This is a genomic window from Marivirga tractuosa, from assembly GCF_042140215.1.
Taxonomy (GTDB): Bacteria; Bacteroidota; Bacteroidia; order Cytophagales; family Cyclobacteriaceae; genus Marivirga; species Marivirga tractuosa_A.
The window spans coordinates 1,290,828-1,314,122 of record NZ_CP159478.1 but is presented as its reverse complement, the minus strand read 5'-3'; the positions used below and the strand labels follow the sequence as shown (position 1 = coordinate 1,314,122).

The 23,295-nt window shown below is 35.5% G+C and carries 18 protein-coding genes and 1 pseudogene; 11 read left to right on the top strand and 8 right to left on the bottom strand.

What is annotated here, in order from left to right; translation table 11 throughout:
• Positions 1-68: 68 nt before the first annotated feature.
• From ABWH96_RS05985 to ABWH96_RS05970, 4 genes are all read left to right on the top strand, one after another.
• Positions 69-1,757 carry a hypothetical protein gene (locus ABWH96_RS05985; RefSeq protein WP_375580576.1) on the top strand — a complete coding sequence of 563 codons (1,689 nt, stop codon included), beginning with the start codon at positions 69-71 and terminating at the stop codon, positions 1,755-1,757.
• A complete protein-coding gene (locus ABWH96_RS05980) occupies positions 1,744-2,793 on the top strand; it encodes a hypothetical protein (RefSeq protein WP_375580575.1) in 1,050 nt (349 codons plus the stop codon). Before ABWH96_RS05985 ends, ABWH96_RS05980 begins: the two co-directional genes overlap by 14 nt.
• Before the next feature lie 7 nt (positions 2,794-2,800).
• Positions 2,801-3,904: an AI-2E family transporter gene (locus tag ABWH96_RS05975; RefSeq protein WP_375580574.1), complete on the top strand. Its 1,104-nt coding sequence runs from the start codon at positions 2,801-2,803 to the stop codon at positions 3,902-3,904.
• 109 nt (positions 3,905-4,013) lie between these two features.
• Positions 4,014-5,258: a hypothetical protein gene (locus ABWH96_RS05970; protein WP_375580573.1), complete on the top strand. Its 1,245-nt coding sequence runs from the start codon at positions 4,014-4,016 to the stop codon at positions 5,256-5,258.
• An 18-nt stretch (positions 5,259-5,276) separates the two neighbouring features.
• Here ABWH96_RS05970 and ruvC read toward each other — a convergent pair whose 3' ends face one another.
• The 7 genes from ruvC to ABWH96_RS05935 form a co-directional block, all read right to left on the bottom strand.
• Positions 5,277-5,825, bottom strand: coding sequence for a crossover junction endodeoxyribonuclease RuvC (ruvC, locus tag ABWH96_RS05965; protein ID WP_375580572.1), 549 nt, complete (start codon positions 5,823-5,825; stop codon positions 5,277-5,279).
• A 271-nt stretch (positions 5,826-6,096) separates the two neighbouring features.
• A complete protein-coding gene (polA, locus tag ABWH96_RS05960; RefSeq protein ID WP_375580571.1) occupies positions 6,097-8,907 on the bottom strand; it encodes a DNA polymerase I in 2,811 nt (936 codons plus the stop codon).
• Positions 8,908-9,012: 105 nt separating this feature from the next.
• On the bottom strand, positions 9,013-10,377 hold the full coding sequence (locus ABWH96_RS05955) for an amidohydrolase family protein (RefSeq protein ID WP_375580570.1): 1,365 nt from the start codon (positions 10,375-10,377) through the stop codon (positions 9,013-9,015).
• Positions 10,378-10,630: 253 nt separating this feature from the next.
• Entirely contained in the window at positions 10,631-11,434 is an 804-nt protein-coding gene (locus tag ABWH96_RS05950; protein WP_375580569.1) for a queuosine precursor transporter, read from the bottom strand.
• Between the two features lies 1 nt (position 11,435).
• On the bottom strand, positions 11,436-12,350 hold the full coding sequence (locus ABWH96_RS05945) for a ribonuclease Z (RefSeq protein WP_375580568.1): 915 nt from the start codon (positions 12,348-12,350) through the stop codon (positions 11,436-11,438).
• Positions 12,351-12,356: 6 nt separating this feature from the next.
• A complete protein-coding gene (locus tag ABWH96_RS05940) occupies positions 12,357-12,740 on the bottom strand; it encodes an STAS domain-containing protein (RefSeq protein WP_308351076.1) in 384 nt (127 codons plus the stop codon).
• 48 nt (positions 12,741-12,788) lie between these two features.
• Entirely contained in the window at positions 12,789-13,724 is a 936-nt protein-coding gene (locus ABWH96_RS05935) for a phosphoribosylaminoimidazolesuccinocarboxamide synthase (RefSeq protein WP_375580567.1), read from the bottom strand.
• Positions 13,725-14,155: 431 nt separating this feature from the next.
• Here ABWH96_RS05935 and ABWH96_RS05930 point away from each other — a divergent pair.
• From ABWH96_RS05930 to argH, 7 genes and pseudogenes are all read left to right on the top strand, one after another.
• Positions 14,156-14,827 (top strand): annotated as a pseudogene (locus tag ABWH96_RS05930) (GNAT family N-acetyltransferase).
• Between the two features lie 125 nt (positions 14,828-14,952).
• The gene (gene argG, locus ABWH96_RS05925) at positions 14,953-16,137 is read left to right on the top strand and encodes an argininosuccinate synthase (RefSeq protein WP_375580566.1); all 1,185 of its coding nucleotides are present in this window, start codon (positions 14,953-14,955) and stop codon (positions 16,135-16,137) included.
• Between the two features lies 1 nt (position 16,138).
• Positions 16,139-17,104 carry an N-acetyl-gamma-glutamyl-phosphate reductase gene (argC, locus tag ABWH96_RS05920; protein WP_375580565.1) on the top strand — a complete coding sequence of 322 codons (966 nt, stop codon included), beginning with the start codon at positions 16,139-16,141 and terminating at the stop codon, positions 17,102-17,104.
• 10 nt (positions 17,105-17,114) lie between these two features.
• Positions 17,115-18,065 carry an acetylornithine carbamoyltransferase gene (locus tag ABWH96_RS05915; protein ID WP_375580564.1) on the top strand — a complete coding sequence of 317 codons (951 nt, stop codon included), beginning with the start codon at positions 17,115-17,117 and terminating at the stop codon, positions 18,063-18,065.
• The gene (gene argB / locus ABWH96_RS05910) at positions 18,062-18,853 is read left to right on the top strand and encodes an acetylglutamate kinase (protein ID WP_375580563.1); all 792 of its coding nucleotides are present in this window, start codon (positions 18,062-18,064) and stop codon (positions 18,851-18,853) included. Before ABWH96_RS05915 ends, argB begins: the two co-directional genes overlap by 4 nt.
• A complete protein-coding gene (locus ABWH96_RS05905; protein ID WP_375580562.1) occupies positions 18,853-19,941 on the top strand; it encodes a M20 family metallo-hydrolase in 1,089 nt (362 codons plus the stop codon). Before argB ends, ABWH96_RS05905 begins: the two co-directional genes overlap by 1 nt.
• A complete protein-coding gene (argH, locus tag ABWH96_RS05900) occupies positions 19,938-21,269 on the top strand; it encodes an argininosuccinate lyase (RefSeq protein ID WP_375580561.1) in 1,332 nt (443 codons plus the stop codon). Before ABWH96_RS05905 ends, argH begins: the two co-directional genes overlap by 4 nt.
• Before the next feature lie 105 nt (positions 21,270-21,374).
• Here argH and ABWH96_RS05895 read toward each other — a convergent pair whose 3' ends face one another.
• A complete protein-coding gene (locus ABWH96_RS05895; RefSeq protein ID WP_375581507.1) occupies positions 21,375-23,084 on the bottom strand; it encodes an amidohydrolase in 1,710 nt (569 codons plus the stop codon).
• Positions 23,085-23,295 lie beyond the last annotated feature (211 nt).

Genomic DNA, 23,295 nt, shown 5'->3' with positions numbered 1-23,295 from the left:
TCAGGTTAAATACTAATCCTCAGTTTTTTTTCGTATTTTCAATAAAACTATTTCCTGATTGAAATTCTATGCCGAAAAAAAAGAACCTTAAGCGAAGCGGTATAATTTTTTTTAGTAGCATTATTGCACTTTTTATAGCGTGGCAATTACTAAAAGAATTTAAAATTAAAGCTTTTGTGGTTGATTCACTGCAGACAGAGCTTAACCACTATTTTGAGGATTCTGTACGCTTTCATGTTGAAGATATTTCGTTTAGATTTTTAGAGAAAGAAATAATATTTGAAGAAGTTAAAATCTTTTTATTTACTGATCAAAAAGATACACTCGCTAGTCTGGAATTACCAAATCTTAATATCTCCTGGGGTAACTATTGGGAAACCTTCAATAATGAATTATATAAATTCAATACATTAGAATTAAAAAATGTAAAGCTTTTACTTCCATTTGATTTCGATAAAATTAAGAGAACTAAAGCTTCCCGCCCCTCTTTTGAAGGTAAATTTGAATTAGAAATTAAAGATTTCCTTGTTGAAGGAGGGGAGATTCTATTTTATGATGAACATAATACCAAATCAGGAAGGATAAAGACGGAATATAACTTATTCGCTCAAGAGCTGAAATTTAAAAAAGGAGAAATACCTAAAACATTCAAGGATATAGCAAAGAATATATTTCTGGAGTTTCATGACCTCAATTACTTTTTAAAGGATGACCTTCACAAAGTGGACATTAAAAAACTTTCATTTGATTTATTCAAACAAGACATCATCATAAGTAAAGCTCATTTTCGTCCCATATACTCACCAGAAAAATTTGCTGAATTAAAAGGAGAACAAGCAAATCATATTGATATTCATTTAGATAGTATTCACCTGAACTCCATGAAATGGCAAGGAGATAGCATGGTGAGTATTAATACTATTCTTTCAAAAAAGATAGAATTAAAAGTTAATAAAGACAAAAATTACATCCTTCCAGATGATCGGTTCATACCCATTTTAGTTGAATTACTGAAAAATAGTGATATTTCTATTGATGTTAGAAAATGCATTATTCAAAACATGAATTTGGCTTATTTTGAAATTCCAGATGGTAGCCAGGAAATAGGCACAGTGAGCATCACGAATATTGAAGGCGAAATCACTAATATCACCAATAGAGAAGATAGTATTGCAAAGTATGGAACGGATTTAGTGATTAAAGCGAATGGAAATCTTTATAATGAAGGCAAGTTAACCGCAGATATTCGATATAATTTAACTTCTGATTACGGTTATTTTACAGTAGCAGGAAACTTAGAGCCCATGCCTATTATGGCTATTAATCAATATATGTCCAAATCTGCTCCCGTTGAGATTATTTCAGGAAATGTAGATGAATTATTTTTTAGTTATTCAGGTGGCAATAAAGCCGTAATTGGAGAAATGGAATTTAAATATTCTGACTTAAAAATTAAATTTCATGAGATTATAAATAAGGATGAACAAGGAGATAAAGCTTTAAGTTGGTTGGCAAATATTGCCTTATCTCAAGAAAATCCGAGAAAAAATGGCAAATTTAGAGTTGGGAAAATTCAATTTACAAGGGACACTCGTAAATCTATGTTTAGCTATTGGTCTAATAGTTTAGTATCAGGATTTCAATCAACAGTTGGGATTGGAAAAGCTGCTAGAATTGAAAAATTAAATAAGGACGAAAACAAGGATAAAAACCTGTGGCAAAAAATTGGATTTGGAATAAAGGATGAAAGTGAATAAATGGAAATTCATATTAGGACTTATTATTTTAAGTGCAATTGCCGCATTTAGTAACTCTTTATTTTTTACTGAAGAAGAACCTAAAAAGCAACAGAGAATAAATGGTTTTAACTTAGTAGCACCACCACAATCATTTCCTATTGATTCATTGCAAAACATAAAAAAAACGGGTGCTGCTTGGGTGGCGGTTGTACCCTATGCTTTTTGTAATAGCCAAACAGCGGAAATTACCTTTGACCATCCCAGGCAATGGTGGGGAGAAAAGCCAGAAGGAATAAAAAAGACCATTAACATGGCTAAATCCTTAGGCTTGAAAGTGATGCTTAAACCTCATTTATGGGTAGGTGGACAAGGTTGGGCAGGAGATTTAGAATTTGAATCTGACAGCCTATGGCAGGTTTTCGAACATCAATACGCAACATACATTAGCACTTATGCAAAAATAGCCGACTCATTAAATGTAGAGTTATACTGTATAGGTACCGAAATCCGAAAATCTACAGGCAATAGAAATGAATTTTGGCTTAATCTGATAAATAATACCAAAAAAGACTTTAAAGGAAAGCTTACGTATGCCGCCAATTGGGATGAATTTAGCACCATAAAATTTTGGCATGAATTAGATTATATTGGAATAGATGCATATTTCCCTTTAAGTGAAGAGAAATCTCCCAATAAAGCTAGCTTGATAAAGGCTTGGAATGAACCAAAAAAAGAGATGAAGGAACTCTCAGAACAGTATGAAAAAGAGATTCTATTTACTGAGTATGGATATGAAAGCATTGAGTATAACACTATGGGCCATTGGAAATTATCTAAAGATAGTTTGTCCATAAATTTCGAAAATCAAAAAATTGCTTTTGAGGCATTATATGAATCTTTAAAAGCGGAAGAATGGTGGCAAGGGGGATTTATTTGGAAATGGCATTTAAACCGGAATGGCTTAAATAGAAGGAATATAAAGGCTTACACACCTCAAAATAAACCAGCACTAAAAGCTATAGAAGCTGAATTCAAATACAACTTTTTAAACTAATAGAACTATGAAAATATCTTTTCAGAATTCATTTTTTACTTTGGCATTTATTGCCTTATTGATTGCCTTTATGGTAGTGGCCAAATCCATTTTAATACCAATTGGTATAGCTTTACTTCTTGCATTTATTTTATATCCTGTTCATAAAAAATTTCTGAAATGGGGTGTAGGAAATATTTTAGCTGCATTTTTCTCTATTTTACTCTTGATCATCATCATAGGTGGCGGGATTACTTTTTTCTCTGCGGAAATTATAGCCTTATCAGATGAGATTAGCAATTTTGGTAAAAAGCTATCTAAACTTTACGCAGATGTAATTTTCTATGTCAATCAAAATGTGAGCTTGGTAGAAGATTTGAATAAGGATCAGTTACTTAAAGATCTAAAATCATGGCTGAAAGAGTCTGCTGGTAGTCTTTTAGGAGGCACCTTCAATAGTACAGCCAATTTCTTTACAGGATTAGTAACTATGTTTATTTATATGTTCCTCTTCCTGATTTATCATAAAGGTTTAGTAAGAGCTTTCATGAAGTTTTCCCCTGCTGAGAAAAAAGAGCAATTTTTTAATATGCTAAAGGGAATTCAGCAAGTAGGACAAAAGTATCTTTCTGGTATGCTGATTTTAATTGTCATTTTAGGTTTTGCTAATAGTATTGGGCTCTGGATAATCGGAATAGACAGTCCTTTTCTGTTTGGCTTTTTAGCAGCTTCACTTTCAATAATTCCTTATATAGGCACTACCTTAGGCGCTACCATTCCTGTTTTATATGCATTTATGTCGCATGATTCACTCTTTGTTCCTTTAGCTGTTGCCATTTTATTTTGGGCTGTTCAATTGATTGAAAGTAATTTCCTAAGTCCGAAAGTGGTAGGAAATAGCGTAAATGTAAATGCCTTTGCTGCTATTTTAAGTTTGATTATAGGGGCTGCTATTTGGGGAGTAGCTGGCATGGTGTTATTCCTGCCTTTTGCAGCCATGTTGAAGGTAGTTTGTGAAGAATATGAACCTTTACAGCCATTGGCTCTCTTAATAGGTAATTCCAATTTTCAGGATGGTGAGGGAGATAAAAGAGGACTATTTAAAAAATTGAAGGATAAAATTAAGAATTAGTTAATGTGTTTTTCTTGTTTATTATATAGACATATTGTAGTTTCACTATTTAAAATCACAATATATTGATAGTATGAATTTTAGCTTCACAACATTTAATAAAATCTGGTTGGTAATAATTAGTTCTCTACTTTTTACAACTCTAAGTTGCAAAGAAGATGTAATTGAAGAAGAAGAAATAATTATCCCTGAAGCACAACTATTAAATGAATCGGGATATATATATGAAGACATTAAAATTGAATTAACTCAAGACGAGGACATTAAATTATCTGCTATTTTTTTAGAGGAAAGTGATAATCAATATGGCGGGAAACGTAGGCTGGAAGATTATACACGAGATAAGGAATTAATTTCTTTTGAAATACCAGATATTAAAACATTAAAAGAGGCAAATAGCATCAATATAATTTTAGAGTTTGAAAATGATTATGAAATAACCTTAAAATGGTCTGTTCAAAAACCGAAATTAATTTCAATAAACGAAACTTTATTTGCTTACAAGGATACCCTTCTATTAAAAATTAAAGGAATAGAAGAAGATGGTAATTTTTTTATTCATGACAAAAGTGAAGAAATTACTAACTTAGATAATTGCCTATGTTATGAATTTGAAAAAGAAATCATTAGTGATTCTACTGTCAATATCATTCAATCCAGCGCAGCTCAACGATTACTATTTTCAAAGGTGTATTTAGGCTATGAAATTGATGGTGTCATTTATGATCTAGATCAAGAACTAACTTTTACATCTAAAATTAAAATTAAAGATAATCATAACCCTAATTCATTTGCCCAAGGATCTGGAATACAATTAGATTTCAACTATGCGGGCTATGGTTTGGGCACTTCAACAATATCAAATGCAAAGGCCTATATTGGGGATTTTCCTCTTTTATATTATATTGCTCTTTACGGTAATGGTTACTTTGAGCTTCCTGAAACTAGTGAAAATCTTTCTGGCTTACCCTTGAGAGTATACTCTAAAGATATCCCCTATATTATAGATTCTAACAATGAATTGACTGTTGACTCCCCTTATTTCACTTTAGATAATTATAAAAGGAATGTAAATGAATTTTCTTCAACAGGTGGTTTTATTACATTGAGTCATGTTTACTATGGTGGTACTATTAAAATTTTCTTTAAAAGTCTGGAAACTGAGGAAGTTTATCAATATAATATACCATATGTGCGAGGTATTCCTGAAGATGTTCAAGAAATGAAAATGGGTTATAATATACCTTATGAAGTAATATCAAATGCGGGAACTTATGAGGTTTATTTAACGGCAGGCATGCAAGAAATAAAAATTGAAGAATTAGAAAATAGAAATATTATCATTACTGAATAGTGGTTATATTCCAATTAATTATTTCTTCACCCTACTAGGATTATCATTAATGAAAGCTTTCCAACTCTTGGAACCGCTTGAAGTTTTGCCACCTTGAAAATGATGACAGATGGCTACTCCCAAAGCATCGGTAGCATCTAATAATTTGGGTATTTCTTTAATCCCCAATAAAGTTTTAAGCATTTCGGCCACTTGTTCTTTAGAAGCATTTCCATTGCCCGTTACGGATTGCTTCACTTTTTTAGGGGCGTATTCAGAAATAGGTAAATCTAATCGAAGTGCCGCTGCCATGGCAACTCCTTGAGCTCTTCCGAGCTTCAGCATGGATTGAATATTTTTTCCGTAGAAAGGGGCTTCTAGAGCCACCTCATCAGGAGCATAATCTTCTATTAAGCTGGTAACTCTATCAAATATTTTTCTAAGCTTAATCTCATGGTTGGCATATTTGGATAAATGAATGACCCCATATTGCAACATAGACATTTTATTGCCAGTGATTTGTATCACTCCATACCCCATAACCGAAGTACCCGGATCAAGCCCTAATATGATTTTATCACTTGGCATATATTTTAATTCTTTATTTTTTTAAACACTCTTTTTAGAACTCACAGAAGGCACATAAATTCACTAAAAGTTTATATAATATTTACTTCATCTAACTGATTTCGGTCTGACCTTCGATACTGACCTAATCATCCAACCACCCATCATCTTACTTACAACTATTTATATCTACATATTTTTCAACCTTATTTCCATTTTATTTCAACCTTATTTCTATTTCGCAAATCTATACTTCACTACTTCAAGCTTCCAACTCCCTACTTCTAATTTTTTAATGCGCCTCACTCCAATTATCTGCAATTCCAACCCCAATTTCCATCGGAACATCCAATTCCATGGCATTCTTCATCAGGTCAACCACTTTATCTTTTAGCTTATCAATTTCATCTTTATGGGCATCAAAAATCAATTCATCATGCACCTGCATAATCATTTTTGACTTTAGATTCTCTTTTTCCATCCATTTCTGAATGTTGATCATAGCTATTTTAATCATATCAGCAGCACTTCCTTGAATAGGCGCATTAATGGCATTTCGTTCTGCATAACCTCTAATGGTTTGATTGCGAGAATTAATATCCCTCAACCATCTTTTTCTGCCTAGAATTGTTGTCACATATTCATTGGCTCTAGCTTCTTCCTTTACTTTTTCCATATAGTCGTGCACCTTAGGGAATTCCTTGAAATAAGCTTTGATTATATCAGAAGCCTCCGTTCTTGAAATATTTAGATTTTGAGCCAAACCGAAAGCAGAGATCCCATAAATGATACCGAAATTTACTTCTTTGGCTTTTCTTCTCATACCCGGATCTACATCTTCCAAATCAACACCAAAAACTTTGGCAGCAGTGGTAGCATGAATATCTCTTCCATTTTTGAAAGCTTCCATCATGGCTTCATCCTGAGAAAAAGCGGCCATAATGCGCAATTCTATTTGAGAATAATCCGCGGCCATCAACTGATAGTTTTCATCTCTTGGCACGAATGCTTTTCTAATCAATCTTCCTTTTTCGGTACGAATCGGAATATTTTGTAAATTAGGATTATTAGAGCTCAATCTACCCGTGGCAGCCACAGCCTGACGATAATCAGTATGCACTCTGCCGTCTTTTTTACTTATCAATCTTGGTAATGCATCTACGTAAGTTGATTTCAATTTTTGATACTCGCGGAATTCTAAGATCTTATCTGCAATTTCATGTTCATTGGCTAGCTTAGATAAAATTTCTTCTCCGGTGGCATATTGACCTGTTTTGGTTTTCTTGGGTTTATCCACCAGTTTCATTTTATCGAATAGAATCTCTCCCAATTGTTTTGGTGAGGCGATATTGAATTCTTGACCAGCTAATTCAAAAATCTTCTCCTGCGCCTCCAAAGCTGCGGTTTCCAATTCCTTTGACATTTTAGCCAGGGCATCTTTATCAATTTTTACGCCTTCATATTCCATTTCCGCTAAAACATAGGAAAGTGGCTCTTCCACATCATGTAGCAGACTTTCAAGATTATTTTCTTTGATTTCTTTTTCTAAAATATGCTTTAGTTGTAAGGTAATGTCGGCATCTTCTCCTGCATATTCCACCACATCGGCTACAGGAACATCCCGCATATTTCCTTGTTTCACTCCTTTTTTACCTATCAAATCGGTGATAGAAACCGGACTATAATTCAAGTAATTCTCTGCCATCACATCCATATTATGACGGGTTTCAGGATCCAGTAGGTAATGTGCCAACATGGTGTCAAACATCTTACCTTTTACTCTGATACCATAATTACGCATCACCTGAATATCATACTTTAGATTTTGCCCTATTTTAGTGATGTCTTCATTTTCCAATACCTCTTTGAAATCATCCGCTATTTTCTGAGCTTCTTTTTGATCAGCAGGAAAAGGAACATAGTAAGCTTCACCTGCAACATAAGAAAAAGCAAGTCCTACTAATTCCGCATCAGTGGGTTCTAAATCAGTGGTTTCCGTATCAAAACAGAACTCATCCTGAATGGATAAATAGGTGATTAAATCTTCTCTTAATGCGGGAGTGTCAATCAAATGATATTGATGAACTGTATTGGCCAATGTCCTTCTTTCTTCTGGTTCCTCATCTTTCTCCGCTGCTTCTTCTGGGGTATCCGTAAACATGGACATTTGAGCTGGATCAACTTTAGCAGATGATTTTGAGGCAGTTGCTGGTTCTTCCCCCAAAACCCTTTTCATAATGGTTCTGAATTCCAGTTCTTCAAATAACTCCTTTAAAGCCTCCTCGTTAGGGTCGTCAAGGGTTAATTTATCAGGCTCGTAAGCCAATGGGACATCAATTTTGATAGTGGCCAATTTTTTAGAAAGCAAGGCCTGTTCTTTATTGGCTTCCACTTTCTCTTTCATCTTCCCTTTTAATTCATCAGTATGTTCCAATAAACCTTCTACTGAGCCATATTGCTTCAAGAATTTAATAGCCGTTTTAGCACCAACTCCAGGAATTCCAGGGATGTTATCCACTGCATCTCCCTGTAAGCCCAAAATATCAATTACTTGCTCAACTTTATCAATATCAAATTTCTTTTTAACTTCTTCAATCCCCAAAACATCTACTCCATTGCCCATGAAAGCAGGTTTGTAAAGGAAAACATTATCCGTTACCAATTGCGCATAATCCTTATCGGGTGTCATCATATAAACTTTGAACCCGTCCTCGCCTGCTTGTTTGGCAATGGTTCCTATGATGTCATCTGCTTCGTAACCATCCAAAATCAAAACCGGAATATTAAAAGCTTCTACTATTTTTTTCACATAGGGGATAGCAACCCTAATATCTTCAGGTTGTTCTTCTCTTTGCGCTTTATATTCTGGAAATTCCTCATGCCGGAAAGTGGGAGCAGAAGTATCAAAGGCAACGCCTATATGAGTTGGTTTTTCTTTTTTTAATATCTCTAACAGGCTATTGGTGAATCCTAAAGCAGCTCCTGTATTCATTCCTTTGGAGTTGATTCTCGGTGTTTTACTAAAGGCAAAGTGTGCACGATAGATTAGTGCCATGGCATCGAGAAGAAATAATTTTTTATCTGATTCGGGTGTATTGCTCATTTGAAATTTGATTCTGGAGTTAAACAGATTTTAAAGTTAGAAAATTGTGGCTCGAAAAGGAATGTCAAGCAGAGAATTCCGTGAATATTAATTCAAATTCTATAATCAATTTAATTTACCCTTTAGAATTACTTCTTCCAGACACCTTAAGTGCTGGATATCGTCCAATGGGTTTTCTTTTAAGATAATGATATCGGCTACTTTTCCTTTTTCTAAACTACCATATTGATCTTCCATCCTGAAAAAAGCAGGACCGTAAATCATGGAAGTTTTCAGCGCTTCAGCAGGAGTTAAACCAGCTTCTACTAAATTAAACAACTCACCCCAAAGCGCTTCTCCTGGATATACAAAAGAATTAAATGGGCCACAATCAGAACCTGCTAAAATAGGAACTCCGGCATCGAACATCGGCCGAATCATTTCCTTTGCCAAGTTCGACACTTTTTCTCGCATCTGACTTCCAGATGACTTTGCTCTTTTGGCTGATTCAACTCTTCCTTCAAAAGTTTTTTGTATGCCGACTCCTATTTCACTTAATAATGTATCAGTGCTGTGATCTTCATCTGCTAAATTAGAAAGTACTTTCCCGATGTATAAGGTAGGCGTGATATAGACTTGCTTTTGAGCCAATTCAGCAAAGAACTCATATGCCATTTGCTCATCATAGGTATCTGTAATGGTTTCCATCATGCCATAGCCTAAACCTAATTCGGTTAAACTATCGGCTTTAGGTGAACAAGCTTTCATAATGTAATACATGTGTTCGCTTCCATCCATGCCTAAATCAACAGCTTTCTTAAAATCAGCAGACATCGGCATGTGACCGGTTACTTTCATGCCTCTTTTCTCAGTTGCTTTAATAATAGAATAGAAATTTTCTGCACTAAGACTTCCATCATAAATCTTCACATAATCAACATTGATAGATTCCAATGAATCCAAAGCCATTTCAATATCATTCTGGTTTTCGATTTTTATGGATCCTTCCCAAGCTGGTTTTGGTCCATCAAGCTTAGGGCCTGAAGTGAAAATTTGTGGCCCAAGCAATTCTTTTTGATTGATTTTTTTGGCCCATCCCATAACAGCTGGGGTCATGTCACCCCCAGCATCGCGAACAGTGGTCACTCCAAACTTTGGAAATAAGCCTAAAAGATCTTGATTTTCGGCTATTAAATCCGTTCCTCCTCGAAAATGCACGTGATTATCCCATAGGCCCGGCATTGCGTATCTTCCTTGTAAATCCATTGATTCCCGAGAATCAAAATCTGACATTTCTTTCATAGAGCCTGTTGAAAAAATAGTATCTCCTTTAATGGCTATAAATTGGTTTTCAAGGAGCTGATTATTTTGGACATCAACTATTGTGGAGTTGAGTATTATAAGATCAACTGAGATTTTGTCTTTGGTTGTACAAAAAGAGAATGTAAATACTATGATAATTGAATAGAATATCGTGGAGATTAATTTCATGGCAGTTTTACTTAAATAAAATGAAGTTAACTATTAAAATTTAACCACAAAAGGGACAAAAGAACATAAAGTTTTTATGTAAACATAAAATTAAAACTTACATTAAGACTTAACTCTCCCATATCCAGATAAAAATTAGATCTGAAAAATAATCTAGACTATTTTCACTTGTTTTCTTATGGCTCTTTTGTGGTAGAAAAAAGTTAATTAATATTAATGTAGAATATGCTATTAAAAGGTGAGGTTTGGATAATCAGAAAAAACCCTCGCCTGCAGCTTCCTCAGTCACTTTTTCTGCATTTTCTTTTCCTAAATAGCGGTCTATCAAGAAATGAGCTACATATAATAATGGCGTAAGTAAAATGGCCAAGGCGCCTTTGTAAATGTAATTAATGACTCCTACTGACAACACTTGTTCCATAGTCCAATTTCCAAAAACGAAGAAGGCAATCCACAGTACTACAAAGCTATCGACTAATTGACTCACTAAAGTGGAACCTGTAGCTCGAAGCCAAATCTTGCCACTACCAGTAAATTTTCTTAAATGCTGAAAAACCAATACATCTAAAAACTGGCCTATCAGGAAAGCAGTTAAAGATCCAATTATAATTCCCAGTCCTTGTTGGAAAATTACTCCATAAGCATAATTGATATTGAATTCATTGCCTTGTGGATCCGGTGAGTTAACATTTAACCAGAAATCAGCGGGAGCTAATTTTGTAACACCATAAATCACAAAAAATGAATAAAGAATAAAAAGCGCAGTCAAAAAGCTGATTCTGCGGACTCCTTTTTTACCAAAATATTCATTAATGATATCAGTAGTGATAAAAACTATAGGCCAAATGATAACTCCTGCCGTGAGATTAAAATCCAGAACGAAATCTCCAAATAGTTTGATTTGGGCTGGTGGAAAGCCCAAGGTAGCCTCAGCGGAAAAAATCTTTACTCCTAAAATTTCAGCTAATAAAGCATTAGTCAAGAAGATTCCACTTAAAACAATGAAAAGGTTTCTTTTCTTTCTATTGAGCGATCCATTTGGCTTTACAGCATCCATCTTATTCCTCTATGGTAAAAACTTTTCCTTCCTCTGCTAAAGCAGTATTGGCAAATTCCTTTTGGGCTTCCTCCAATAAAGGTTGTAATTCTTTATATCGATTGGAAAAATGACCAATCAATAACTGCCCTACATTTGCTTTTTGAGCAATAATACCTGCTTGCTTTGCTGTGGTATGGAAAGTAGATTCTGCCCTTTCTAAATTATCGTGCAAAAATGTTCCTTCATGATAAAGCAAATCTACTTCTTTAACCAAAGGAATTATATCCTCATTATATTTGGTGTCAGAACAATATGCATAGCTTCTGGATTTTTTGGCCGGCAAGGTATAATCTGTGTTTTTAAATTTTAGATTTCCCGATTCATCCAACACATCTTCTCCCTTTTTCAGAATATTAATATCTCGAACTCTTAATTCGGAAACTCTTTCCTTTTTCAATCGCTTGGGTTTAGGTTTTTCTTTTATCAAAAACCCTGTGCAAGGAATTCTATGTTGAAGTGGAATAGTTTGAACAGTGATTTTAGGATGATCCAAAATCAATTCGGATTGATCTCCTTTTAATTCCTGAAAATGAATGGGATAACTTAATCGGGTATTGGCATATTTCAAATGAAGCTGAATTATTTCCGATAACCCCACAGGTCCATAAAGATATAGTGCAGTTTTTCTCCCGTTCAAGTGCATAGTGGACAATAAGCCCATTAGTCCCAAGAAATGATCCCCGTGCAAATGACTAATAAAGATATGGCTTAAGCGATTTTTTCTTAAGCCATATCTTTTCATTTGCAATTGTGTAGCTTCCCCGCAATCAATCATGATTTGCATATCCTGTATGCGCAATACTTGGGAAGTATGATGCCTTCCGTGTGCAGGGGCTGCAGAATTGGAGCCTAATATGTGAACTTCAAAAGACAAGGAATTTTACTCGCTATCGCCTTCTTCACCCAAGCCTTTTTCCAATTCATGCATGAAAACAGATTCCACTGCTTCGTGCACGGTAGGTAAAATATCAAATACCTTATCTAACTGCGATATTTTGATTAATTTTTCAGTATGCTCAGTTGGTGCCGCAATAATGAAAGCCCCACCATTTTCGCCTATCACTCTGTTTCCAACTAATAAAGCGCTCAGTCCTGATGAATCTACATATTTCACTTCTGACATGTCAATCACCATATTCTGTACTCCTTCTGCCTGCATGGTAACCAAATCAGATTTGAAGCCTGATGCTACTGAAGAATCAAATTTTTCTTCCTTTATCTTTATTAATGAATACTTTTCTTCTTTATCAATTGAATATTTCATTTTTATCTATTTATATCTTTCGAAAACTATTTTTGTAAATGTAAGCTCTTATTTAATACTTTTTAGGATATTTTGTTCAATGATTTCTAATACGTCCTTGTAATCTCTGGGTTGGAAATTTTCACCCGTTACTTTTTCATATAATTCTATATAGCGATTGGATATTTCCTCTACCTTTTCATCCGTCATTTCAGGAATCTGCTGGCCCTCTTTTCCTTGAAAGCCATTTTCGATTAACCATTCTCTTACAAATTCCTTTGATAATTGCTTTTGTTTCAATCCCTTAGCTTGGTTTTCATCATAAACATCAGCATAAAAATAACGGGAAGAATCTGGAGTATGGATTTCATCTATCAAATAGATTTTATCGCCCACTTTACCAAATTCGTATTTAGTATCCACTAAAATCAATCCGTTTTTAGCAGCAATCTCAGTTCCTCTTTGAAATAATTGTTGAGTAAAAGTTTCCAGTTTCTCGTATTCTTCTGTGGAAACCAAGCCCTGTTTTAAAATTTCTTCTCTGGAAATATCTTCATCATGTCCTTCGTGGGCTTTAGTAGTAGGCGTGATAATAGGCTCAGGCAATTTATCATTTTCCTTCAAGCCTTCGGGTAATGAAACTCCGCAAACACTGCGTTTCCCATCTCTATATTCCCTCCATGCATGACCAGCCAAATAGCCTCTAATCACCATTTCTACAGGATAAGTCTCACAATTAAATCCCACACTCACATTAGGGTCTGGATTTGAAATCAGCCAATTTGGAACTATATCCTCTGTGGCTTTTAAAGCTTTTGCAGCTATTTGATTTAGAACCTGCCCTTTGAAAGGAATAGCCCGCGGCATCACCACATCAAAAGCAGAAAGGCGATCTGTAGCCACCATAATTAATTGCTCGGGTGTGGTATATACATCCCGAACTTTACCTCTATAAAAATTTTGCTGATTCGGCAGCTGAAAATTGGTTTCTCTAATTGCTTCCATTAGGGCAAAAATAGCTAAGTGTTGGCAGATATAAAACAGTGCATTGAAAAAGAAAAAATATATCTCAAAACGAATGGATTAAGACCTATTTGCAGTCAGGAATTAAATGAATTTCAAATTTTTCAAACTTTCTCATTGCTTTATCAATATTTATTGTAAACCTTTGTAATTCGATTTGAAAACAAATAACACCATAGCGCAAACTTTAACTTCATCAGCAATTATTGCTTTTGATGCTGTGGCTGTATTGCGCAACCGCCAGGTTCGCAGGTTTTTCTTTAGGGCATAGCCCTTCTCTATTTTAGGATACCCTATGCGGGAATCCAATACCCCAATTATATCATATTATAAAGTTCAATAGTGCTTAATTACCTAATCTCCTTCTCCATTTGGAGAAGAATTAAGGATGAGGCTCTTCAATTTTTCATTCAATGGAAAAATCAAAGTTTATCATACGAATTGCTCAAGAAGCAGACCAAATTTACGCATCTTCCATTATAGAAGAAATGGCAGCATCAGCTGCCAAAAGAGGTACTGGTATTGCCCGTAGATCAGTTGAATATATCGAAAAAAAGATGCTGGAAGGCAAAGCAGTAATTGCTTTGACTCACGGTAAAACTTGGGCAGGCTTCTGTTATATCGAATCTTGGGATCATGAGAAATATGTTGTCAATTCTGGTTTAATAGTAGCTCCTGAGTTCAGAAATACTGGTTTAGCCAAAGCCATTAAATCTGAAATATTTCAGTTGAGCAGAAAGAAATATCCTGATGCGAAAATATTTGGCTTGACCACAGGCGGTGCTGTAATGAAAATCAATTCGGCTTTAGGTTATATACCCGTGAGCTACTCAGACTTAACAAAAGATGAGGAATTCTGGAAAGGCTGTCAAAGCTGTGTGAATTATGATATTCTGCAATCCAAAAATAAGCAAAATTGTATTTGCACCGCGATGCTTTATACGCCCAAACCAGAAAAAAAAGGCAAAGCACTCAGGAAGAATTTCACCAAAAACATCAAACTATTTGAGCGCTGAACCAGGATCAAAAAGCATGTGATGCTGAAGCTTAAAAAGCATTCATCTCATCTGGTGAATCTATTTTAAATAGAGCCTATTAGGTAATTACACGAGAAGAGTGTGTATCTACCTGATATTCAGTACCAAATAATAAATATTTGTGAAATTTATAATCAGATTCTAAAAGTCTCAAAAAATTAAATATATAAAAAATGAAAAAAGTTGTTTTAGCCTATAGCGGAGGATTGGATACCACCTTCTGCGGCTTATACTTATCAAAAGAATTAGGCTATGAAGTACATGCCGTTTTAGTGAATACTGGAGGTTTTTCATCTGAAGAACTGAAAGCGGTTGATATAAAAGCCAAAAAATTAGGAATTGCTTCCTTCACGGTCATCGATTGCCTGGAAACTTTCTATCAGAATGTTATCCGATTTTTGGTGTTTGGTAATATTCTTAAAAACCAGACTTATCCACTGTCGGTCAGCACGGAAAGAATTGTGCAGGCGCAAGCCTTGGCTCAATATGCAAAAGAAATCGGAGCTGATGCATTAGCACACGGCAGTACGGGAGCAGGAAATGACCAGGTGAGATTTGACATGATTTTTCAAACCTTACTGCCTGATATTGAAATCATTACCCCTATCCGAGATTTGAAGTTGAGCCGAGAACAGGAAATTGATTTCCTCAAGAAGCAAGGGGTTGAAATGGACTTTGAAAAATCTAAGTATTCCATCAATAAAGGAATATGGGGAACTTCTGTTGGAGGTGCAGAGACTTTAACTTCTGATCAATATTTACCAGATGAAGCATTTCCTACTCCTATCACTAAGAAAGATGAGGAAGAAATTTCTCTTTCTTTTGAAAAAGGCGAGCTTGTTGGAATCAATGACAAGGTATTTTCTCATCCCACGGAAGCTATACAAGCATTAGGAAAAACCGCTGCACCCTTTGGTATTGGTAGAGATATTCATGTGGGCGATACCATAATCGGCATAAAAGGAAGAGTAGGTTTTGAAGCAGCTGCAGCATTAATCATTATCAAAGCGCATCATCTTTTGGAAAAACACACCCTTACCAAATGGCAAATATTCTGGAAGAATCAGCTTTCAGAATTTTATGGCAATCATTTGCATGAGGGCCATTATTTGGATCCTGTGATGCGAAATATCGAAGCCATGCTGTTGGACAGTCAGCAAAAAGTAAGCGGTAAGGTTTATGTGAAATTGAAACCTGAACATTTCGTGCTAAAAGGAATTGAATCACCTCATGATTTAATGTCGGCAAAGTTTGGCAGTTATGGAGAAATGAACCTTGCCTGGTCAGCTGAGGATGTAAAAGGATTTACCAAAATCATAGGCAATCAAACCGCTATTTATCACCAAGTAAATAAATAAAATGGAAAAGCTAAAAATTGGAATAGTAGGAGCCGCAGGTTATGCAGGGGGTGAATTGATAAGATTATTATTGCATCATCCTAAAGCAGAGATTGTTTTTGTTTTGAGCAATAGCCAAAACGGAAAAAAAGTTAAGGAGGTCCATACAGATTTAATTGGTGAGACAGACCTAGTGTTCACTCAATCACTAAAAGAAAGTGCACAAGTCATATTTCTTGCTTTACCACATGGGAGATCACAGCAATTTCTTCAAGAAAATAAAATAGCCGATGAGGTTTTGGTGATTGATTTAAGCACTGATTTTAGAGATGAAAAAGAGGATTTCGTTTATGGTTTGACTGAAGTTTTTCCTGATAAAATTAAATCTTCCAAGCGAATTGCGAATCCAGGTTGTTTTGCCACTGCCATTCAGTTGGCATTAGCTCCTGCAATCGCTCAATCTTGGATAAAGCAAAGCATTCATGTGAGCGGTATTACAGGGAGCACGGGAGCTGGCGTAATCCCAACAGATACCACCCATTTTAGCTGGAGAAATCAGAATATATCGTCCTATAAGTTATTTGAACATCAGCATTTACATGAAGTCAAGCAGACTTTCACTCAATTAGATTCAGATTTCAAGGAAGACATCCTGTTTGTGCCCTACAGAGGAAATTTCTCACGGGGGATTTTAATAACTGCCTATTTTCCTTTTAAAGGAAATCTAGAAGAAGCAAAAAAGGAATTTATAGAATATTACAAATCCTCAAGCTTTGTTCATATATCTGATGACTTAATTGATTTGAAACAAGTGGTCAATACCAACAAATGTCTATTGCATCTTGAAGTAAAATCAGGTCAGTTGATTATTACTTCCATCATCGACAATCTTCTGAAAGGAGCTGCAGGACAAGCAGTACAAAATATGAATCTACACTTAGGCTGGGAGGAAAACTTAGGTTTACAACTAAAAGCCAACGCTTATTAAATTAAGAGAAATGCAAAATTTTATAAAATTTGAAACTCAATCCACAGCTGAAAAATTAATTCAATCAGCACTTCAATTTAAGGAAAAGCCTTTTTTGCAAAAAGAATTGGGCAAAGAAATTAGAATAGGACTAATTTTTCTAAACCCCAGTTTGAGAACCCGTGTGAGCACACAAATTGCCGCCAAAAATCTCGGGATGGAGGCTATTGTTTTCAATATCGACAAAGAAGGCTGGGCACTGGAATTTGAAGAAGGCGTCATCATGAATGAAAACAAAGCTGAGCATATCAAAGAAGCGGCATCAGTATTAGGTAGCTATTTTGATATCTTGGCTATCCGTGCCTTCCCCACTTTAACAGATAAAAAACAGGATATATCAGATAAGGTTATCCATCAATTTATCAAATACAGCCAAAAACCAGTGGTGAGTTTGGAAAGTTCCAGCCGTCATCCGCTACAATCCTTAGCTGATATGATCAGCATAAAAGAAACTTGGAAGCAGACCAAAAAACCAAAAATTGTTTTAAGCTGGGCACCTCATGTAAAAGCTTTACCTCATGCAGTTCCCAATTCCTTTGCAGAATGGGCTTTGGGTCTTGGGCACGATTTGACCATAACCCAACCCCAAGGCTATGAATTGCATGAGCAATTTACCAAAGGGGCAAGAATTGAATATGACCAAGAAAAAGCAGTTGCTGATGCTGATTTTGTATATGTGAAAAATTGGAGCAGTTACCATGATTATGGAAAATTGCCAAAAGTGGAGGGCGATTGGTTATTAAAAGATCATCAATTAAAAAAAGGTGCTAAAATCATGCATTGTCTTCCCGTGAGAAGAAACCTGGAATTGGCAGATGAACTTTTGGATGGCAATAAAAGTCTGGTGTCTTTACAAGCTGAAAACAGAATTTACGCAGCTCAGGCTGTGCTTTTTGAAATCATTTCAAATAAAAAGTCATGAAGAAAGAAGTCGTAAATATCATTAAGATTGGGGGCAAAACCATCGATAATGAAGAAGCATTAGCTCAGTTTATCAAAGCCTTTTCCAGAATACAAGGCAAAAAGATATTGGTTCATGGGGGTGGTATTTTAGCCAATCAGATAGGTAAAAAAATGGGCATTAAACCAAATTTTCATGAAGGCAGAAGAATTACGGATACCGAGACTTTAGAATTAATCACCATGGTCTATGGTGGATTGATTAATAAAAAGATGGTTGCTAAGCTTCAGGCTCACGGTGTCAATGCCATTGGCTTAAGTGGTGCGGATGGAAATTTGCTTAAGGCAGAAAAAAGAGCCGTACAAAAAATTAATTATGGCTTTGCAGGAGATATCCAAAAGGTGAATAAGGATTTATTAGTAAACCTATTATCCCAAAATTTAACGCCTGTCATATGCCCTATTACTCATAACGGAAATGGTCAATTACTCAATACTAATGGTGATACCATCGCTAAAGAAATTGCTTGTGCCTTGCAATCGAAGTTTGAAGTCAACTTATGGCTCTGTTTTGATAAAAAAGGGGTTATGTTGAATGTCAATGATGAAGAATCAATTATACCAAAGCTAAACCCGAAAACTTATGCTGAGCTATTGGATAAATCCCTTATTCATGATGGCATGAAACCCAAACTGGAGAATGCATTTCAGGCATTAAAATCAGGAGTTTCAATAATCAGAATTGGGTCAGCAGATGATATTGATATTGCTATTAAAGAAGAAAATACGGGGACTTTTATTTGTGCATAATGGAAAATACTAATCTCAATAATGTAAAAACAAAAGCTATTGATTTATTAAAAGAATTGATAACCATTCCTTCTTTTAGCAAAGAGGAGCATGAAACTGCTAATGCAATCGGTATTTTTCTGAAACATCAAGGCATAGAATTCATGAGAATGGGAAATAACATTATCGCCTATAACCTTCATTTTGATGAGCAAAAGCCTTCCATCTTACTTAATTCTCATCATGATACGGTCAAGCCCAATTCCAGCTATACCAAAAATCCATTTGAATCCATCGAACAAAATGGAAAACTGTATGGATTAGGGAGTAATGATGCAGGTGGCTCACTGGTCAGTTTATTGGCAACTTTCATTCATTTCTCTTCGAAGGAGATTCCATACAATTTGATTTTTGTTGCTTCAGCAGAAGAAGAAATAAGTGGTAAAAATGGAATTAGCAGTGCACTTGAACATATTCCAAAATGTGAATTAGCGATAGTAGGTGAACCTACAGAAATGAAACTGGCTGTTGCGGAAAAAGGCTTGTTAGTGATTGATGCAGTTGCTAAAGGGAGTGCAGGACATGCCGCAAGAAATGAAGGAGAAAATGCCATCTACAATGCCATGGAAGATATTTTGAAAGTCAAGGATTTCAAATTCAAAAATTCCTCGAACTATTTAGGGGAAAATAAGGTCAGTGCCACCATCATAAAAGCTGGTCAACAGCATAATATTGTACCCGATCTTTGCAAATTCACTTTGGATGTTCGAGTTACGGATGCTTACACTTTGGAAGGAGCTTTCGAGGAATTACAAAGCCAATTAAAGGCTGAGCTGAATGCCCGATCATTCCGATTGCAAAGCTCTTTTCTTCCTGAAAACCACCAAATGATGGAGGTAGCTCATGTATTGGGATTGGAAAAATTTGGAAGCCCAACCTTGTCTGATCAGGCACTCATCCCATTTGATTCAGTAAAAATAGGTCCAGGAAAATCGGAACGATCTCATACGGCAGATGAATTTATTGAATTGAAAGAAATAGAAGAAGGCATTAAGATTTATATCCAATTGCTGGAAAAATATATGAACCATAAAAATATTGCAAAATGAAAATCTGGCAAAAAAATACAGACTCCTCTAAAGAAATAGAGCAATTTACCATAGGAAAAGATACTGAGTTTGATCTTTTATTGGCTCCTTATGATGTTATAGGGTCATTAGCCCATATCAAAATGTTGGCAAAAATCGATTTGATTTCTTCTAAAGAACTTGAGGGTTTATCAAAAGAATTGAAAGTCATTTATAAGGAAATTAAAGAGGGCAAATTCCAAATTCAAGAAGGCGTGGAAGATGTCCACAGCCAAATTGAGTTTTTACTGATCGAAAGATTGGGAGATACGGGTAAAAAAATTCATAGCGGTAGATCTAGAAATGACCAAGTGCTGGTAGATTTAAAATTGTTTTACAGAGATGAAATCAAGGAAATTGTAGAAGCAAGTCAGCAATTATTTGATTTGCTTATACAATTAGCTGAAAAGCATAAAACTGATTTAATGCCTGGTTATACGCATACACAACTAGCCATGCCTTCCTCTTTTGGCTTATGGTTTAGTAGTTTCGCTGAGTCTTTCGCTGAAGATATGGATATGCTATACGCTGCTTATCAAATCATCAATAAAAATCCATTAGGTTCTGCTGCGGGCTATGGCTCCTCCTTTCCTTTGGATAGAACCTACACCACGGAATTATTGGGATTTGAAGATATGCATCATAATGTCATCAATGCACAAAACAGCAGAGGTAAGACGGAAAAAACTTTGGCTTTTGCCCTAAGTGCAATAGGCAGTACATTGAATAGAATGGCTTCGGATATTTGCCTTTTTATAAATCAGCATTTTGGATTTATCAGCTTCCCTGATGAATACACCACTGGCAGTAGTATTATGCCCCATAAGAAGAATCCTGATGTTTTTGAACTAGTAAGAGCTAAAAGCAATCAACTGCATTCTATTCCGAATGCTATTACCTTAAATGATACCAATTTGACTACGGGCTACCACCGTGATAAGCAGTTGCTGAAGGAATACATTTTCCCAGGAATTCAAACCACTATGGATTGCCTGAACATCACTCATTTTATGTTAAAGGAAATTAAGGTAAAGGAAAATATATTGGAAGATGAAAAATACCTGCATCTCTTTAGCGTGGAAGAAGTAAACCGATTGGTGAAAAGGGGACTATCCTTTAGAGATGCCTATAAAAAGGTGGGCTTAGCTATAGAAAATGGAGATTTTAAGGCGACTACTCAATTAGATCATACTCATGAAGGAAGTATTGGGAATTTATGTCTTGAAGAGATAAAGGCTAAAATGGAGGCTAAAATTAAGCGATTTGATTTTAGTAAAATCGAGCTGAGTAAGAGTAAATTATTGGGTTGAAATTAACTGAGAAGTTCAAATAAACTGTCCCTAAGCAAGAAATTAGGGACAGTTTAAATTTATATTCAAAAAAGAATTTATTTATGATTTCTTGAATCTTACATCTTATTTTTCATAAACCACTCTACCATCAAAAATAGTCATTGCTATTTCTGTGTCAAGAATTTCATTCTCAGGTACGCTCATGATATCTTTATCGAAAATGGTGAAATCGGCTAATTTACCCACTTCTATAGAGCCTTTGATATCTTCCTCAAAAGCCCCATAAGCAGCATCTAAAGTGTAAGACCTTAAAGCTTGCTCTCTAGTCATTTTTTGCTCTGGTTCATAGCCGCCTTCCGGTGTTCCTTCCAAAGTCTTACGGCTCACACTGGCATAGAATGAAGCTAAAGGGTCAATTGGCTCCACTGGTACATCGGTTCCATTTACAATTGGCACACCTGATTGCAATAAAGCCTGCCACATATAAGCACCCTCTTTTATGCGTTTTTCTCCCAATCTATCAATTGCCCAAGGTCTATCTGATGACATGTGCACTGCTTGCATAGCAGGTATTACGCCCAACTCAGCGAATCTTGGAATATCATCAGGATGCAAATGCTGAGCATGTTCAATTCTGAATCTATGGTTGTCAGTTAATTCCGCATTTTCATTCATCGCTTTTTCGTATCTATCGAGTATTTCCTGATTGGCGCGATCTCCTATTGCATGAGAACAAACTTGAAAGCCTGTTTGTAAAGCTTTATTAGAAGTTGTATAAACAAAACTCATAGGTAAAGTCTCATGTCCAAAATGACCTGGTTGATCTGTATATTCTTCCAATAGCCAAGCTCCTCGTGAACCCAAAGCACCATCACAATTCAATTTGATAGAACGGATAGTTAAAAGATGAGCACTATCCACTTCAGGCCCCTTTTCATACCATTCTTCTAAAAGCTCCTTATCCCATCCAGTTAGCATTGCATACATCCTAACATCCAGTTTTCCTTCTGCTTTCATGTCGCGATAAAGCTGAATATTTTCTCTACCAATCCCAGCATCATGAAAACTTGTAATTCCATTTCTGTGGCTAGCTTTTACCGCTAATTCAAATGCTTTTTGATCTTTTTCTGGTGTACTTTCAGGAATATGTTTTGTGATAAGCATCATTGCTCTTTCATTAAAAACCCCTGTAGGATTTCCTTTATCATCCCTAAATATCTCCCCTCCTTCTACATCCAAATTCGCCATGCTTTCTTTAGACAAAGGAAGTACTCCAGCAATTTGCATTGCTTTTTCATTTGCCATACCTGCATGTCCACTTGCATGTCTTAGGTAAACCGGATTATCAGGTGAAACTTCACTGATTGCGTGATGTAGAGGAAAACCATTGATAGTATTTTCAGGCATTTTATTCCATTTACTTTGATGCCATCCTCTTCCAGTGATCCATTGTCCAGGTTCCGCTGCTTCCACTGCTTCTTTCACTTTTTGAATTACTTCATCGTAGCTTTTTGTCTGCAACAAATCAACATTCAATTCATTGTAGCCCAAACCCATAAAATGACCATGGCCTTCAATAAAACCAGGTGTCATGGTTTTCCCTGCTAAATCAATTTCCTTAGTGTTCTCTGATAAATATTTCTCCACTTCTGCCTCACTTCCAGCAAAAAGGATTTTATTGTCCTTAACTGCTACTGCCTCTACAGCTGGTTGGTTATCATTTACAGTATAAATGGTCCCTCCTTTTATAATAAGGTCGGCTGTTTCCTTTTGGTTTTGGCAACTTAACAAGCTGAAAATTGCCATTATGGAAAGTAAAATTTTTATTTTCATCATTATATCATTAAAATTTTGATTGAAATTAATTTGAAAATCCTTGAAATACAATAAAGATTATTTGAGTGGAGATTGAAATGCCAAAATATATTAAAAAATGTATCTCCTTCTGGATTAAAAGCATCTGACCGATAATAATGAACAGTTTACCAGTAGCGATTAGACGGTTTCAACCGTCAAACCGCTCTGTAGGCATGCCCTGCTTGGG

Excerpts from the sequence above, each read along its gene's own strand:
- ABWH96_RS05985 (WP_375580576.1), top strand. The coding sequence starts at position 69 with ATGCCGAAAAAAAAGAACCTTAAGCGAAGCGGTATAATTTTTTTTAGT.
- ABWH96_RS05980 (WP_375580575.1), top strand. The coding sequence starts at position 1,744 with ATGAAAGTGAATAAATGGAAATTCATATTAGGACTTATTATTTTAAGT.
- ABWH96_RS05975 (WP_375580574.1), top strand. The coding sequence starts at position 2,801 with ATGAAAATATCTTTTCAGAATTCATTTTTTACTTTGGCATTTATTGCC.
- ruvC (WP_375580572.1), bottom strand. The coding sequence starts at position 5,825 with ATGCCAAGTGATAAAATCATATTAGGGCTTGATCCGGGTACTTCGGTT.
- polA (WP_375580571.1), bottom strand. The coding sequence starts at position 8,907 with ATGAGCAATACACCCGAATCAGATAAAAAATTATTTCTTCTCGATGCC.
- ABWH96_RS05955 (WP_375580570.1), bottom strand. The coding sequence starts at position 10,377 with ATGAAATTAATCTCCACGATATTCTATTCAATTATCATAGTATTTACA.
- ABWH96_RS05950 (WP_375580569.1), bottom strand. The coding sequence starts at position 11,434 with ATGGATGCTGTAAAGCCAAATGGATCGCTCAATAGAAAGAAAAGAAAC.
- ABWH96_RS05940 (WP_308351076.1), bottom strand. The coding sequence starts at position 12,740 with ATGAAATATTCAATTGATAAAGAAGAAAAGTATTCATTAATAAAGATA.
- ABWH96_RS05935 (WP_375580567.1), bottom strand. The coding sequence starts at position 13,724 with ATGGAAGCAATTAGAGAAACCAATTTTCAGCTGCCGAATCAGCAAAAT.
- argG (WP_375580566.1), top strand. The coding sequence starts at position 14,953 with ATGAAAAAAGTTGTTTTAGCCTATAGCGGAGGATTGGATACCACCTTC.
- argC (WP_375580565.1), top strand. The coding sequence starts at position 16,139 with ATGGAAAAGCTAAAAATTGGAATAGTAGGAGCCGCAGGTTATGCAGGG.
- ABWH96_RS05915 (WP_375580564.1), top strand. The coding sequence starts at position 17,115 with ATGCAAAATTTTATAAAATTTGAAACTCAATCCACAGCTGAAAAATTA.
- argB (WP_375580563.1), top strand. The coding sequence starts at position 18,062 with ATGAAGAAAGAAGTCGTAAATATCATTAAGATTGGGGGCAAAACCATC.
- ABWH96_RS05905 (WP_375580562.1), top strand. The coding sequence starts at position 18,853 with ATGGAAAATACTAATCTCAATAATGTAAAAACAAAAGCTATTGATTTA.
- argH (WP_375580561.1), top strand. The coding sequence starts at position 19,938 with ATGAAAATCTGGCAAAAAAATACAGACTCCTCTAAAGAAATAGAGCAA.
- ABWH96_RS05895 (WP_375581507.1), bottom strand. The coding sequence starts at position 23,084 with ATGAAAATAAAAATTTTACTTTCCATAATGGCAATTTTCAGCTTGTTA.